Below are 15982 nucleotides of genomic sequence, written 5' to 3'. Positions count from 1 at the left end.
GAGCCATTAGCTCAGTTGGTAGAGCACCTGACTTTTAATCAGGGTGTCGAAGGTTCGAATCCTTCATGGCTCATCTTCATAACATGATAAAGTCATCAACCTTTAGGGGTCGATGGCTTTTTGTTTACTCTTCTTTTTGGACTAGATATGTTAATATATGAAGAAATAGGTGAAGTGGTAGGTGGGTTAACTTGATAATGAAGATGGAATCATTACGGCAGAAGTTACAACAAATTGTAGGTATACCCCTCACGATTAAAGAACTAAATAAACAGGATTCGAACTCTTTCTTCAATTATAAAAACAGTACGCTGATGGATTCGGTTGTGAACGAGGGTGAAGTATGGTTTCCACTGTATAACAAGGATGGTAGAATGTCGGTTCTTGCAGGTGAATTAAATGCGTTAAGTTTAGAGGAAGTTCAATTCATGGAACTGATTTTGGCTAACATGAGAGATCAATCGCAAGTATCAATAACTCCCCAAGAAGAGGAGAAAAGAGATATTCAAAATCTGAGCTTGTGGATTCAAGGACAAATTGAATCAGGACAGCTAGACATGACTATTCCAGAACATCTTATAGTACAGAAACAAATGACATTGGGAATGGTACCCTTTGTGCTGAGTGGTGAGGGTACTCATTTGCCTGATATTTCATACATACAGTTAAAAAAGTTACTCGTTAGCTATTTCGATGGAGAGATCTTATTAATTCCACTAAAGAATCATGAATGGCTCATCTTAGCACGTCAGGAACTAATCTTGGGTAGCTTGGATGAGCGAGAGGACGAGCAAGAGGAGACGGGAGCAGAGATACTATCTGCATTTTGCCTTGGTCTACATGAGCTAGTGGCCAATGAGTGGGTAGGCGTATTTCACCTGTCGGTTGCACTTCCCGTAGATCCCAGGAACGGGCTTCCTGCTACGGTTGTGATGCTGAAGGAGACGATACATCTTGGAAAGACATTTCATATTACGGATTATATTCACCTTCCGTGGGAATTGGTGCTAGAACAACTTGTTTTTAGTATACCAGGAAGTCAACGGGCTCGTTTCTTAGAGCATGTGGGAGATCATTCGATTCTGCTAATGGATACAGAGACACTTTTGACAATGGAGACCTTTTTTCAATTAGATTGTAATGTTAGTGAGACAGCCAAGAGAATGTATATTCATAGGAATACACTTCTCTATCGGTTAGATAAGATCAAGAATGAAACAGGACTTGACGTTCGAAGCTTCGGAGATGCCGTTCTGATTAAACTCACAATGCTATTGTATAAAGTGACGAAAAGGAAATAGTTTTTTTGTGCAGTTTGTGGATAGCCAGTCTTGATGATGTTGGGTAGAATAAGAATATCAAATGGTTACGATTTCAAACATATCATTTAGGGGGAAAATATAATGGCTGGTGTACGCTTAGAGCATATCTACAAGAAATACGCGGGTACGGACAAAGCAACAGTAATCGATATCAATCTTGATATTAAAGATAAGGAATTTTTGGTTCTAGTTGGACCATCTGGTTGCGGTAAATCCACAACACTTCGGATGATCGCTGGTTTGGAAGAAATTTCAGAAGGTAAACTTTATATCGGTGATCGTGTTGTGAATGATGTAGCGCCTAAAGACCGTGATATCGCGATGGTATTCCAATCCTATGCCTTGTATCCTCATATGAACGTATACCAAAATATGGCTTTCGGTTTGAAATTGCGTAAAGTGAAGAAAGACGAGATCGAAAAGAAAGTACGTAACGCAGCAAAAATTCTAGATATCGAGCATTTGCTTGAACGTAAACCAAAAGCACTATCTGGTGGTCAACGTCAACGTGTTGCCTTGGGTCGCGCAATTGTACGGGATCCACAAGTCTTCTTGATGGATGAGCCTCTTTCCAACTTGGATGCGAAACTACGTGGTCAAATGCGTGCGGAAATCACTAAATTGGTTAAACGCCTTGAAACCACTTGTATCTATGTAACACATGACCAAACAGAAGCTATGACAATGGGTGATCGTATCGTTGTTATGCAAGATGGTATCATTCAACAAGCTGCAACACCGGAAGAGCTGTATAACAGCCCAACTAATCTTTTCGTAGCTGGTTTCATCGGATCACCTACAATGAACTTTATCACTGGTACACTTAGTGAATCCAATGGTAATGTCCGTTTCAAAGCTGCTGGATTGGATGTTGAAGTTCCTGGTGGTAAAGCTCAAATCTTGAAGAACAAAGGTTTGGTTGGTAAAGAAGTAATTATGGGTGTTCGTCCTGAAGATATTCATGAAGAGCCTGTATTCTTAGAAGCATCACCAAATACGATCTTTACATCTAATGTTGATGTTACTGAAAACCTTGGACATGAAATGTTGCTATATTTAAGTGGCTTGGGTGCTGATGTTGTTATTGCTCGTGTAGATGGACGTTCTACAACTCGTGATGGTAGTACTGTTCGCTTGGCAATTGATATGAACAAAGTTCATATCTTCGATAAGGAAACTCAACTTAATGCTCTAATTTCAGAATAATACAATATCATTAATGCATACAGAGACCGCCCGCAAGGGCGGTCTTTTTGAAAATATAAGAAAGTATACTTTCACTTGATACTCTAATCTTTATACTTCTGCTGAAACGGGTGCCGTCCTTGAAAAAGGACGGCACAGTTGTTTCTACTTGAATGGTGGGCATTGATTGCATTCAATAGCAATTTCATTTACGATGGATATAGTGAAAAGGGTTTAATTGTTTTGAAAATGAACTCAACTATTGTAGGTACATAGATAAACTTGATGAGAGGAAGATAAGACATGGCTAAACGTGTTAAAGTTTCAGAACTAGTTCAACAATTTCATATGGAAGTCATCGCCGGTGAAGATGGTCTCAAACGAACCATTACGGTAGATGATTTAAATCGACCGGGTCTTGAAATGGCAGGTTACTTTGAATATCATCCTCAAGAGCGCGTACAACTCCTTGGAAAAACGGAATTAGCGTTCTTCGAGATGTTGACTGATGAGGAGAAATTTGACCGTATGCAGAGAATCTGTACGGATGATACCCCCTGCATCATTGTTACTAGGTCTCTGGAAGTTCCACAAGAGCTAATTGATATTAGTAATGAGAGGAATCTGCCTGTGCTACGTAGTAGTATGGCTACAACGATTCTATCGAGTAAAATCACTGGCTTTCTGGAGAAAAAATTAGCCCCTACAACAACTATTCATGGTGTTTTGTGTGATGTCTACGGAGTAGGAATGCTTATTACAGGTTCCAGTGGTATTGGTAAAAGTGAGACTGCTTTAGAACTTGTCAAAAGAGGGCATCGCCTTGTAGCGGATGATGCGGTGGAAATTCGCCAAACATCGGACAACCAGCTTCATGGTTCAGCACCTGAGTTGATTAGACATTTACTTGAGATTCGTGGTGTAGGTATCATCAATGCGATGACTCTCTTTGGCGCTGGCGCTGTACGTAACAATAAACGTATCACGTTAGTCGTCAAGTTGGAGAATTGGCAGCAGGATAAACAATATGATCGACTGGGATTAGATGAGGAAACGACTCGGATTATTGACACGGATATTCCATTGGTGACGATTCCTGTGCGACCGGGACGGAACCTCGCTGTTATTATTGAAGTGGCTGCGATGAATTATCGACTGAAGCAAATGGGTCTGAATGCGGCTCTTCAATTCACAAATAAATTGACAGCAACGATTGCAGAAGAAAGCGATGATATGGATTAGGAGTGATCATATGGCAACGTTATTACTTAATCCAATTGCAATTTCGATTGGAGCATTGCAGGTTCACTGGTATGGCTTAATTCTTGGATTGGGTGCGTTGGCTGGGATTATGCTTGCCATTCGAGAAGGTCGGAGATTTGGCATTTCTTCAGAGTTTTTCATGGATCTATTGTTGATAGGCGTTCCCTCGGCACTTATTGGTGCGCGTATTTATTATGTTGCTTTTAAATGGGAAGATTATAAAGGAAACCTTTGGGATGTGTTCAAAATATGGAATGGTGGTATCGCAATCTATGGAGCTTTAATAGCTGCGATCATATTTGCCATCTTCTTTACACGTTATAAAGGATATAAATTTTGGAGAATCGTTGATATTTGCGCTCCTGGATTACTCATTGGACAAATCATTGGGCGATGGGGGAATTTCGTTAATCAAGAAGCCTATGGCGGACCGGTGGAACAGTCATTTTTGCAGAATAATTTACATTTACCGGATTTTATTGTGAATCAAATGAATGTTCAAGGAGTGTTTCACCATCCAACATTTCTATATGAATCGCTATGGAATCTTGTAGGCCTAGGGTTACTATTGATTCTACGTCGGCAGAAATTTCTGCGCGCAGCTGAATTGTTTCTGTCTTATTTCATCTGGTATTCGATTGGAAGATTCTTCATTGAAGGTTTCCGTACGGATAGTTTAGCTTTTCAAGGTCCAGAGTGGCTAGTATCTATGATAAATGGTCTATGGAGCCCTATGAAAGGGTTGGGATTCGATTATGGTCATCTGGATGTTGATTATGGAAATGTGAGAATATCACAGCTATTGCCGATCTTGATCATCATAGGTGCAGTTGCTTTTATTATCTATCGACGTGTAACAGGCAGAGCGGAAGAAAGGTATCTTGATCCTATTATATGTACGAAGATAACTGTGGACACCATGCCAGAAGCATCTTTGAACCACAAGCAACCGAAGAAGACACCACCTTCAGAACGTGTATCGCATGAAGAAGACGCTTCAAAGGATATTAAAAAGGAGTAACGACTACATGATTAACACCATTTTATTTGATCTAGATGGAACGATTATTGATACTAACGAGCATATTATTAATTCCTTCATACATGCATTAAAGGACGATGCCCCGGCCCCTTTCTCGAGAGAGCATATTATTCCTCGGATGGGGATGACATTAGAACAACAAATTGTTCATTTCACAGGAACGGAAGATGTTACTCCTTTCGTAAAGGGCTATAGAAGTTACTATGATAGTAATCATGATGGGAATGTAGCACCCTTTCCACAGGTGATGGAAGTGATTGAAGAACTACATGCACAGGGATTTGCTATGGGTGTTGTAACGACAAAGAATCGACCAGGTACTTTAAAGGTACTTGAGATGTTCGGACTTATGAAATATATGAGCTCGATTGTGACTGTTAACGATGTGGAGCATGCGAAGCCTCATCCAGAACCTGTCCTTAAGGCAGTGAATGAGCTTGGTTCGGATCCCAGTAAGACGCTAATGATTGGGGATAGTCCCGTTGATATTCAGGCTGCTCAAGCGGCAGGAGTGTTGTCTGCGGGTGTCTCTTGGTCGCTGAAGGGTGAGCAAGCACTTAGAGAGTACAATCCAGACTATATGTTGCATACTATGAAAGATTTATATCTTGTGTTAGAACAGGGGTAAGATGCAGTGAGAAAGGTTACCCGATATCCGGTGGAAGGTCCCAATGCGCTTTGGCAGATTTATCGAACGGTTAGTCCCTGGAAAGGGGTCAAAAACTTCATATGTATTCAAATCGCTCGTTACTGTCCAATCCTTCGAGTGAAGAACTGGATTTATCGAAATTTATTAGGAATGAAGGTAGGCAGCCATACAGCATTTGGATTGATGGTCATGGTTGACGTCTTTTTTCCAGAGAAAATATCTATCGGAGACAATACGATTATTGGCTACAATACAACGATCTTAGCTCATGAGTATTTGATTCAGGAATACCGGCTAGGTGATGTTACGATTGGCAGTCATGTCATGGTTGGTGCGAACACGACGATATTGCCTGGTGTAACGATCGGAGATGGAGCGGTTATTGCAGCGGGGTCTATTGTACATAAGGATGTAGCGGCGGGAGCTTTCGTAGGTGGCAATCCATTACGTGAATTGAAATCTAATGGGTAGGGACTTGTGGCTTGTAACAGAAGGGATCTGATGGTGATTACTCCGTTAGGTCCCTTCTGTTACATGTATACTTTAATCAAAAGGGGAATTCTTTTGAAAATAAAAAAAAATGAACGATTACCTCAACTCGACGTGTTTCGAGCGCTAGCTATATTAGCGGTTCTCAATGTTCACGCTTCCTCTTTTGCCGCGGGTGTACAGGCTTTGGACTCGCCAATTTATTATGTATATAACTTCATGAATATCTTTTTCAAATATGGGACGCCTTCATTTATCTTTCTAAGTGGTTTTGTGCTGTTCTATAATTATTATGAACGACCTGTAAACATCAGACTCGTTTCTAGTTTTTATCGACAAAGGTTGAAATATATAGTACTTCCATACACGATTGCTTCGTTCTGCTACTTTTTAGTGAACCAATACATAAATCAAAGACTAATTGGTGTTCCTTATAGTGAACTTGGGATAAGATTCGGGAATGCTTGGTTGACTGGGACAGCGCATACACATTTATACTTTGTGTTTATTAGCATCCAATTTTACATTCTATTTCCATTGATACTGAAACTGTTGCAATCGAAGCAGTGGATAGTGAAATGGGCTATACCGCTAGCTCTGGTGCTACAATGGGGTTTTGTATTCATTAATAAGTATAGTCTTCAGGTACCCAACAAGGGGAGTTACGCCATTACGTATTTAGTTTATTATATGATGGGTGCTTATATAGCTATTAATTTTAGCAGAATAAAGTCATGGTTATTGAATCCTTGGGATCTACTGACTCGGAGGCAGAAATATTGGACTGTGATGCTATGGAGTACTTGGCTTATGGCAGCATTTATTGAGATACAGCTATGGCATGATATGAGATCAACGGGGAATTCCGTCAATACCTTATGGTATGAACTCATATGGAATGTACATTCGATGTTATCTTCAATAGTCCTGTTGCATGCTGGTTTCCTCATTTACCGGAAAGCTTCCCGAAGAGTGGTCGCTTTTTTAACTAGAATGGGTGGGCTTTCTTTTGGTATATATCTTCTACACCCGATTATTCTCACCCTATATCGTCGATTCCGTTACAATATTGACCCAGAGTCAATAGGATATCTCTTATTTATCATCGGTAGCTTACTGGTTGCGCTATTTCTGAGTTGGGCCATAATACATGTTTGTTTCAAAAGAATACCTTGGTCGTGGGTGTTTCTTGGAAAAGATCCAGACACGGTATCACCCAAAGCTAAAAGTCCGGATATACATGGGGTGAACCAAAGGAATGGATTGGATTCTTAAGGTGGAGCCTTTCCGTTGACGATAATACTTTACTCATGCTATAATAGCAGAAATTCTTTATCTTGGTAGCACGGTATAACTTTAACGTGATAAAGTAATGAAATGTGAATCCACAGTAATGTCTAAGTAGAGGTGAATTTAAATGTTTAAGCCAAAAGGGTTTGAGAAACCGGCTGGCGTTCGGGATTATCTACCGTACGCCGTTAAGAAGTTACGTAAGATTGAGCGGAATGTACTAGATTGTATGGATCGATGGGGATATCAGCAGATTATGACACCTACAATGGAATATTATGATACCGTAGGCGTGGCGAGCTCTACATCTGATCAGAAATTATTTAAATTACTCAATAATCGGGGGACCACGTTGGTGCTTCGTTCTGATATGACGGCTCCTATTGCAAGGGTTGTATCTTCTTTGCTGAAGGAACAATCGCTACCTATTCGATTATCGTATCATGCGAATGTATTTCGTTCGATTGAAGAGGAAGCGGGTAGAGAGGCTGAGTTCTTCCAGACAGGTGTTGAGTTACTTGGTGACGACTCAGCTGAAGCTGATGCAGAGGTTGTCGCACTTGCGATTGAATCATTGAAATCGGCAGGGGTATCCTCTTTTAAAATTGCAATGGGTCATGTTGGGTTCTTGCATGGGTTGTTCGAAGAGGTTGTTCCGGATCGTGCGGATGCACAGGAGCTGCTTAAAGAAGGATTATTACTTCGTGATTATGTTGGATTCCGCAATACCATTACTCAGCTGGACTTGTCTGCTGCAGAAAGAAATGTACTGGATGGTATCGTTCGACTTCGTGGTGGTAAAGAGACCTGCGAGCAAGCGTTGCAATTAAGTGACCATCCACAAGCCAGAGCATCCATTGATCATTTGCTTAAGGTGTGGGAGGTGCTGGAAGCCTATGGCGTCTCCGAGCATGTACTGATTGATCTAACTATGATTGGTGATTTCTCGTATTACACGGGTATGACCTTTGAAGGTTATGCATCTGAGTTAGGGTTCCCTGTATGTAATGGTGGGCGTTATGACAATCTGCTGCAACAATTCGGCCGGCCGATTCCTGCAACGGGTTTTGCTCTCAAAACAAATCGAATCTTAGATGGTGTACATGGCTTTCAAGAACCAGAGATAGAACCCATCATCATTCAATATGAAGCATCTGGACGTCAAGAGGGGTTGCAGGAAGCTACTAGACTTCGCAATGCGGGACATACGGTAATTACGGAGTTAGTACAACCTGACCATCGCTCTGCAGATGAACCTAACATAGCTAACGATAAGGGGGGGATGAGCACGTGGGAGAAACGTTAAAAGTCGCGATGCCGAAAGGGCGTATCTATACGAAGGCTGCTGCCCTCTTTCGGCAAGCTGGGTTAGCTATTCCATTAGAAGTAGATGAATCACGTAGATTAGTAGTTCCACTTCCTGAGTTTGGAATGGAGTTTATTCTAGCGAAGCCAGTGGATGTGCCAACATATGTTGAATATGGAGTGGCCGATATTGGTATCGTAGGCAAGGATGTTCTGCTTGAAGACAGTAGAGATGTGTATGAGCTACTTGATCTGGGTATCGCACGTTGCCGGATGTCCGTCATTGGTCTACCGAATTGGCAACCAGGTATACAGCAACGTGTAGCTACGAAGTATCCTAATGTTGCTTCGCAATATTTCCGTGAACAGGGGCAGCAGGTTGAGGTCATTAAGTTGAATGGATCGATTGAGTTAGCACCTTTGATCGGACTGGCTGACCGAATCGTGGATATGGTAGAAACGGGGCAGACCTTAAAGGATAACGGACTGGTGGAGATGGTGAGTATTTTTGAAATTACGAGTCGTCTCATCGCTAACCGCGTGAGTTATCGGATGAAGAATACACAAATTCAAGCATTGTGCGATCTGCTTGAGAAAGTGATCCCTGTGCCAGAAATAAAGATAAAGTAAATGATGTGAGATGCGCAAAGCAAGGTTGAAGTAGTGTTGTGAAATGAATACATCGTGTGTTAGTGGTGGGGAGGAACGACTTGGGATGAGAATTGTACCGATTCAGGAGTTTAATTTAAAGCGGGAAGTAGATTACGGTACTCGAGAGCAGAACGAAGTAGTCAAGCAAATCGTGGGCGATATTAAGGCTGAAGGAGATGTCGCTCTCCTACGTTATACGGAGAAGCATGATCGGACCGTATTATCTGCCCAACAACTTCGAGTTACGCAAGAAGAGCTTACGGCAGCATATGAACGCGTGGAGCCGTCCTTTGTGCTAGCGATTGCAGCTGCGGCGGCGAATATCCGTGCCTTTCATATGAGAGAGAAGCGAAACTCATGGATGGATCTTCAACCAGATGGAAGCATATTGGGACAAATTATTCGTCCTCTCAAACGTGTAGGTGTCTATGTACCGGGTGGTAAGGCCGCTTATCCATCGTCTGTACTTATGAATGTTATTCCAGCTCAAGTGGCTGGTGTGCCAGAGATTGTTATGGTCACTCCACCAGGGACGAATGGTCAAGAGGGGATTGACCCTCATATCCTTGTTGCCGCCGCTGAAGCAGGTGTGAATGAGATTTATCGCGTAGGAGGGGCGCAAGCCATTGCTGCCTTAGCTTACGGAACTGAATCGATTGCTCCAGTTGATAAAATATGCGGGCCCGGCAATATATATGTTGCTCTTGCCAAGCGTGAAGTATATGGCGTAGTCGATATAGACAGCATCGCTGGACCAAGCGAGATCGTCGTATTAGCCGATGAGACGGCTGACCCTGTCTATGTTGCCGCTGACCTGTTATCGCAGGCAGAGCACGATGAGATGGCTTCAGCCATTCTTGTGACGCCATCTCAGGCATTCGCAGAAGCTACGTCAGCAGAAGTAACGCGGCAATTAGCTTTGTTGCCCCGTCGAGATATCGCAGGTGCATCGATTGAAAGCTATGGGGCAATTCTTGTGGTGGAATCTATAGAAGAGGGAATCTCTGTTGTGAATAAGCTGGCACCTGAACATTTGGAGATCGTTGTGCAGGATCCGATGTCTTATCTGGGTAGTATCGAGAATGCAGGGGCGATCTTTCTAGGACCTTACAGTTCGGAGCCAGTGGGTGACTATTTCGCGGGTCCTAACCATATTATACCGACGAATGGTACTGCCAGATTCTCATCTCCCGTAGATGTCGATGATTTCATTAAGAAATCAAGCATGATTTATTATAGTAAGGAAGCTTTATTAAAGAACGGTGCCATGATTATGGAACTTGCACGACATGAAGGGTTAGAAGGCCATGCGCGAGCGATCGAAGTACGGCTTGAGAAGGAAGGAAAGGTAGGGGTTAACGATCATGACGGACAATAATATGAATGAGAGCTTACGTAAGGCAAGTGTCAGCAGAACAACGAATGAGACGGATATCAAGCTTTCTTTCTCAGTAGATGGTAGTGGGGTTTCGGAGTTGGAGACGGATGTTCCGTTCTTGAATCATATGTTAGATTTATTCGCGAAGCACGGACAATTTGATCTCTCGGTGAAAGCGATGGGAGATATTGAGATTGATGATCACCACACCGTGGAGGATATTGGAATTTGCTTAGGTCAGACACTTCGGGAAGCTTTGGGTGATAAGCGCGGCATTAAGCGTTATGCTAGCGTCTTCGTACCGATGGATGAGGCTTTGGCACAAGTGATTATTGATATTAGCAATCGTCCCCACTTCGAATACCGTGCGGAGTATCCCTCGACACAGGTGGGTAGCTTCACGACAGAGTTAGTGCATGAATTTCTATGGAAGCTGGCGCTTGAAGCCCGCATCACCTTGCACGTGATTGTTCATTATGGACAGAATACGCATCATATGATTGAAGCGGTGTTTAAAGCGCTGGGACGTGCGCTTGATGAAGCGACGAGTATTGATCCGCGAGTAACGGGTGTACCTTCCACGAAGGGAGTGCTGTAATCCGTGGCCATCGCGATTGTGGATTACGGCATGGGTAACTTGCACAGTGTGAGCAAGGCTGTTGAGCGTCTCGGTTATGAGGCGCTCATTAGCAGTGATGAAGGCGAGATACTAGCCGCAGATGGCGTGATTCTACCTGGCGTCGGCGCCTTCGCTGACGCTATGGAGCATCTGCAGGAGAGCTCGCTCGATGCGACAGTGCAGAAGGTTGCAGCAAGTAAGCAACCTCTACTGGGCATCTGCCTGGGCATGCAGTTGCTGTTCAGCACAAGCGAAGAGCATGGCATCCACGAGGGTCTGGGTATTCTGCCTGGCTCTGTGGTGAGGTTCGTAGGGGGCGATTATAAAGTGCCGCATATGGGTTGGAATAAGCTTCAGTATAATGATCAGAATAATCCGCTATTCACGGGACTAGATGAAGGATATGTCTACTTCGTACATTCCTATCATGTTCTTCCGGAAGTGAAGAGTGATCTATTAGCGACAACCGATTATAATCAGTCAGTAACGGCTATTGTGGGTCGTGATTCGGTCTTTGGCATGCAGTTTCACCCAGAGAAGAGCGGTGATCTCGGAATGAACTTATTGCGGAATTTTCTTAAGATTACGGGGAGTTCCTTGAAGGAAGTTACTTTTTAACATATCAGAAGGTTAAGATTCACCAATATAGATTACAAAAGGAAAACGGGGGTCACGAAAGATGTCATCTTTTATTATTTATCCAGCGATTGATATACGTGATGGGAAATGTGTGAGACTGATACAAGGGGATTACAATCAAGAAACGGTCTATAATGATAGCCCGTTGAAGGTAGCCAAGGCATGGGAGGAGCAAGGCGGAACGTACATACATCTAGTGGATCTGGACGGAGCGAAGGCGGGTCATCCTGTAAATGACGCGATCATTGGGGCTATTGTCAAGGGAGCGAATGTACCCGTTCAAGTTGGAGGCGGATTACGTACGATTGATGACGTGAAAAGGCTGCTAGCGCTTGGAGTGAGTCGGGTCATTATCGGAACGGCAGCTATTGAGGATCGCCCTTTTACAGAAGCGGTTCTAGGTACGTACGGAGACAAAGTAGCCATCGGGATTGATGCGCGCAATGGGTATGTTGCTACTCGAGGCTGGTTAGAAACATCCGAAGTGAAAGCTGAGGAACTGGCTAAGGAGTTAGCGTCTAAAGGGGCAGAGACATTTATTTTTACAGACATTTCGCGGGATGGCATGATGCAGGGGCCAAATGTTGAAGCGATTCGCTCTTTAGCTGTGAGCAGCGGTCGTACAGTGATTGCTTCAGGTGGTGTGACGGTCTTGGATGATCTTCTTAGCTTAAGTGCCTACTATCATGAAGGAATTGGCGGAGCTATCGTAGGCAAAGCGCTTTACACGGGCAATATTGATCTAGAAGAAGCAGTACAAGCTATTAAGAAGCAGGGTTAGAGGGTACAGTCGTGGGTAGTAGTGAATTTATAGGTAGAGGGGAAGAAGAATATGCTAGCTAAACGTATCATTCCGTGTCTGGATGTGAAGGACGGTCGGGTAGTGAAGGGCGTTAACTTTGTCAACTTGCGTGATGCGGGTGATCCAGTGGAACTGGCGGCGTTGTATGACCGTGAGGGAGCGGACGAACTTGTATTCTTGGATATTTCAGCTTCAGTAGAAGGTCGCGCAACGATGATAGAAGTCGTTAGGCAGACTGCAGGTGAAATTTCAATTCCATTTACAGTAGGTGGAGGGATCTCGCATGTTGATGACATGAAGAGAATTCTTCGTGCCGGAGCGGATAAGATTGGAATTAATACGGCAGCGGTGCTCAATCCACAATTGATTTCTGAGGGGGCACGTCGCTTCGGTTCTCAGTGTATCGTTGTAGCGGTCGATGCCAAGTATAATGAGTCTTGGGGCGAATGGGAAGTATACACGCATGGTGGGCGTACACCTTCGGGTATTCGGGCTTTATCATGGGTTAAAGAAGTTGAGTCCTTGGGTGCAGGTGAGATACTGCTTACCAGTATGGATGCTGATGGCACAAAGGATGGATTCGATATTCCTCTCACGTCGGCTGTATCTGGAATTGTAGGAATTCCTGTGATTGCTTCAGGTGGAGCGGGTACGACGGATCACTTCTATGACGTATTTACTACGGGTAAAGCTGACGCAGGATTGGCTGCGACTATTTTTCATTATAAAGAAATGACGATTCATGACTTGAAAGTGGATTTAAAGCAAAAAGGGGTGGAGATTCGATGAGTAATAGCCTAAATTGGGAACAAATAAAGAATGAAATTCGCTTCGATGAAGCGGGTCTAGTGCCTGCTATTGTACAAGATGTAACGACCAAAGAAGTGTTAATGATGGCCTATATGAATCTTGAATCGCTTAAGATTTCGGTTGAAAGTGGAGAGACATGGTTCTGGAGTCGTTCTAGACAAGAACTATGGCATAAAGGTGCAACTTCAGGAAATACACAACGTATTGCCTCGTTAAGCTACGATTGTGATGGTGACACTTTGCTGATTTTAGTAAAACCTCAAGGCCCTGCTTGCCACACAGGTAAAGTGACTTGTTTCTTTAATGAAGTATCATTGGAGAAGAAGGAAGACCGTCCATCAACAAGTATCAATTTAGGGAATGAGCGTTTTGCTGTGCTGGCAGAGTTGGAACAGATTATTTCGGAGCGTGAGAAAGAACGTCCAGAGGGTGCATACACTACGTATTTATTTGAAAAGGGTATCGATAAAATCCTTAAAAAAGTAGGAGAAGAAACCGCTGAGGCCATCATTGCTGCGAAGAATAAAGATAACGATGAGCTACGGCTTGAAGTAAGTGATCTGATCTATCATCTTCTTGTACTTCTTGAAGAACGTAAGCTACCGTTAGATGACATCATGACCGAGCTTAGCTTGCGCCACGAGCGGCCAAGACGCGATTAAAGGAGGAATTCGATCATGTTGATCGATTACCATACACATCATGCTCGTTGTGGGCATGCGATCGGAGAACTGGAGGAATACGTTCTCAGTGGGATCAAGATGGGCTTATCTCAGCTTGGTCTATCCGATCATATGCCACTGATTCATGTTGACCCTGCAACATATTATCCAGAGATGGCAATGCCCATGGACGAACTTCCGCGTTACGTAGAGGAGTGTCTTTCTCTGAAGGAACGTTATAAGGATCAGATTGATATTCGCATCGGTATTGAGGGTGACTATATAGAAGGATATGAAGCGGAGATTGAACATATCATTACATCCTATCCATGGGATTATGTCATTGGTTCTGTCCATTTCCTTGGAGAGTGGGATATTAGTGATTATCGCCAAACCCATAACTGGGAAGGAAAGAATATCCTTACCGTCTATGAACAATATTATGATGCCGTAAAGAAAGCAGCGGCAACCGGACTATATGACATTATGGGGCATATTGATGTCATTAAACGATTCGGGTATCGACCTGCATCGGATAAGCACACAGAGGTAGAAGCACTGGAGAATTCGGCACTTACGGCAGTGTCGAAAAGTGGGATGGCTATGGAACTCAATGCCTCTGGATTATCCAAAGTTTGTAAGGAAATGTTCCCGAGTAAACGTATGGTAACCGAAGCCTTTAACCTAGGGATTCCGCTAACGATAGGTTCTGATGCACATGATCCGTTACGACTGGGAGAGCATCTTGATCAGGCCCGAGCTTTACTATGGCATGTGGGATATCGACACTTATCCGTGTTTAAAAAGAGGAGACGGACAGAGGTGCCTTTTGATATCTAGTATAATCCTGTATACTACATATACATATTGATTAACTCAAGTCAACGAATGGCTTGAAATCGGGAGGATACTATGCAGCATAAGATGCTTGTGTTTACTGGATCATCGAATCCGAAATTAGCGGAGGATATTTGTAGTAAGTTAGGCGTGGAATTGGGGAGTATCAAGCGTTCGCGCTTTCAAAGTGGTGAGATATATGTCAACTATGAGGAAAGTGTTCGTAACTGTGATGTATTCTTAGTCCAATCGCTTTCACATCCGATCAATGATATGTTCGTGGAGTTGCTTGTCATGATAGATGCAGCGAAGAGAGCCTCGGCTCGTACGATTAACATAATAATGCCTTATTACGGATATGCACGTCAGGAACGCAAATCGGCTCCGCGTGAACCCATATCTGCTAAGATGCTGGCGGATGTTCTAACAACAGTTGGAGCTAATCGAGTCATCACGATAGATTTACATGCTCCAGCCATTCAGGGATTCTTCAATATACCGGTAGATCATTTAACTGCACTAGATCTGATTAGTCAGTACTTGAGAACGAAGAATATCGTTAACCCGGTTATTGTATCTCCAGATGCTGGACGTGCTTCCATGGCAGAGAAATTGGCGAATCAACTTGATTCCCCGTTTGCTATTATGATTAAGAAGCGACCTTCACACAATGAATCAGTGATCACACATGTGATAGGTGATGTTAAGGGGAAAACACCGATCATTATAGAAGATTTAATTGATACAGGCTCAACGATTATTAATGTGGTAGAAGGATTGAAGGAACGTGGAGCAGAGGATGTGTATGTCTGTGCTACGCATGGTCTGTTCTCAGGTAATGCCCTAGAACGATTGAACCATCCTAATATCAGGGAGGTTGTCGTGACAGATTCCATCCCACTTCCGGAACAATACGCAGAGCAGATAAAGGTTCTATCTGTGGCACCGATGCTAGCTCAGGCGACTCGCATTATTATAGAAGGTGGATCCATTGCTACATTGTTTAAAGACTCCGGCATTTAAGTATGCGGCGTCTTTT

General features: G+C 43.3%; 17 protein-coding genes and 1 tRNA gene. All 18 read left to right on the top strand.

The window, feature by feature from the left end; genetic code table 11:
- The 18 genes from ACP8HI_RS21790 (at position 1) to ACP8HI_RS21705 (ending at position 15966) form a co-directional block, all read left to right on the top strand.
- A tRNA-Lys gene (locus ACP8HI_RS21790) sits at positions 1-73 on the top strand.
- Between the two features lie 124 nt (positions 74-197).
- Complete coding sequence (locus tag ACP8HI_RS21785; RefSeq protein ID WP_438348236.1) at positions 198-1301, top strand: PucR family transcriptional regulator; 1104 nt, start codon at positions 198-200, stop codon at positions 1299-1301.
- Between the two features lie 102 nt (positions 1302-1403).
- Positions 1404-2528: an ABC transporter ATP-binding protein gene (locus ACP8HI_RS21780; RefSeq protein WP_438348235.1), complete on the top strand. Its 1125-nt coding sequence runs from the start codon at positions 1404-1406 to the stop codon at positions 2526-2528.
- A gap of 282 nt (positions 2529-2810) precedes the next feature.
- Positions 2811-3749 (top strand): HPr(Ser) kinase/phosphatase, encoded by a 939-nt coding sequence (hprK, locus tag ACP8HI_RS21775; RefSeq protein ID WP_438348234.1) that lies wholly within the window; start codon positions 2811-2813, stop codon positions 3747-3749.
- A 10-nt stretch (positions 3750-3759) separates the two neighbouring features.
- Positions 3760-4791: a prolipoprotein diacylglyceryl transferase gene (gene lgt / locus ACP8HI_RS21770; RefSeq protein ID WP_438348233.1), complete on the top strand. Its 1032-nt coding sequence runs from the start codon at positions 3760-3762 to the stop codon at positions 4789-4791.
- Between the two features lie 7 nt (positions 4792-4798).
- Positions 4799-5440: a pyrophosphatase PpaX gene (gene ppaX, locus ACP8HI_RS21765; RefSeq protein WP_438348232.1), complete on the top strand. Its 642-nt coding sequence runs from the start codon at positions 4799-4801 to the stop codon at positions 5438-5440.
- A 6-nt stretch (positions 5441-5446) separates the two neighbouring features.
- Positions 5447-5932 (top strand): acyltransferase, encoded by a 486-nt coding sequence (locus ACP8HI_RS21760; protein WP_438348231.1) that lies wholly within the window; start codon positions 5447-5449, stop codon positions 5930-5932.
- Between the two features lie 93 nt (positions 5933-6025).
- Positions 6026-7225, top strand: coding sequence for an acyltransferase (locus ACP8HI_RS21755; protein WP_438348230.1), 1200 nt, complete (start codon positions 6026-6028; stop codon positions 7223-7225).
- A gap of 142 nt (positions 7226-7367) precedes the next feature.
- The gene (locus ACP8HI_RS21750) at positions 7368-8546 is read left to right on the top strand and encodes an ATP phosphoribosyltransferase regulatory subunit (RefSeq protein ID WP_438348229.1); all 1179 of its coding nucleotides are present in this window, start codon (positions 7368-7370) and stop codon (positions 8544-8546) included.
- The gene (hisG, locus tag ACP8HI_RS21745) at positions 8531-9175 is read left to right on the top strand and encodes an ATP phosphoribosyltransferase (protein ID WP_438348228.1); all 645 of its coding nucleotides are present in this window, start codon (positions 8531-8533) and stop codon (positions 9173-9175) included. The genes ACP8HI_RS21750 and hisG overlap by 16 nt, the downstream gene beginning before the upstream one ends.
- An 85-nt stretch (positions 9176-9260) precedes the next feature.
- The gene (gene hisD / locus ACP8HI_RS21740; protein ID WP_438348227.1) at positions 9261-10574 is read left to right on the top strand and encodes a histidinol dehydrogenase; all 1314 of its coding nucleotides are present in this window, start codon (positions 9261-9263) and stop codon (positions 10572-10574) included.
- Complete coding sequence (gene hisB / locus ACP8HI_RS21735) at positions 10561-11172, top strand: imidazoleglycerol-phosphate dehydratase HisB (protein WP_438348226.1); 612 nt, start codon at positions 10561-10563, stop codon at positions 11170-11172. The genes hisD and hisB overlap by 14 nt, the downstream gene beginning before the upstream one ends.
- 3 nt (positions 11173-11175) lie before the next feature.
- Positions 11176-11811: an imidazole glycerol phosphate synthase subunit HisH gene (gene hisH / locus ACP8HI_RS21730; RefSeq protein ID WP_438348225.1), complete on the top strand. Its 636-nt coding sequence runs from the start codon at positions 11176-11178 to the stop codon at positions 11809-11811.
- Positions 11812-11872: 61 nt separating this feature from the next.
- On the top strand, positions 11873-12613 hold the full coding sequence (hisA, locus tag ACP8HI_RS21725) for a 1-(5-phosphoribosyl)-5-[(5-phosphoribosylamino)methylideneamino]imidazole-4-carboxamide isomerase (protein WP_438348224.1): 741 nt from the start codon (positions 11873-11875) through the stop codon (positions 12611-12613).
- A gap of 51 nt (positions 12614-12664) precedes the next feature.
- Positions 12665-13423, top strand: a complete 759-nt coding sequence (gene hisF / locus ACP8HI_RS21720; RefSeq protein ID WP_438348223.1) for an imidazole glycerol phosphate synthase subunit HisF — start codon at positions 12665-12667, stop codon at positions 13421-13423.
- Positions 13420-14106 carry a bifunctional phosphoribosyl-AMP cyclohydrolase/phosphoribosyl-ATP diphosphatase HisIE gene (hisIE, locus tag ACP8HI_RS21715; RefSeq protein WP_438348222.1) on the top strand — a complete coding sequence of 229 codons (687 nt, stop codon included), beginning with the start codon at positions 13420-13422 and terminating at the stop codon, positions 14104-14106. The genes hisF and hisIE overlap by 4 nt, the downstream gene beginning before the upstream one ends.
- Positions 14107-14121: 15 nt before the next feature.
- Entirely contained in the window at positions 14122-14946 is an 825-nt protein-coding gene (hisJ, locus tag ACP8HI_RS21710; RefSeq protein WP_438348221.1) for a histidinol-phosphatase HisJ, read from the top strand.
- A 72-nt stretch (positions 14947-15018) separates the two neighbouring features.
- Positions 15019-15966: a ribose-phosphate diphosphokinase gene (locus ACP8HI_RS21705; protein ID WP_438348220.1), complete on the top strand. Its 948-nt coding sequence runs from the start codon at positions 15019-15021 to the stop codon at positions 15964-15966.
- Positions 15967-15982 lie beyond the last annotated feature (16 nt).

Origin of the sequence: Paenibacillus sp. FA6 (assembly GCF_051550225.1) — a bacterium.
Taxonomy (GTDB): domain Bacteria; phylum Bacillota; class Bacilli; order Paenibacillales; family Paenibacillaceae; genus Paenibacillus_AQ.
Note: the sequence above shows the minus strand (reverse complement) of the source record. Positions and strands in the feature narration are given on the sequence as shown.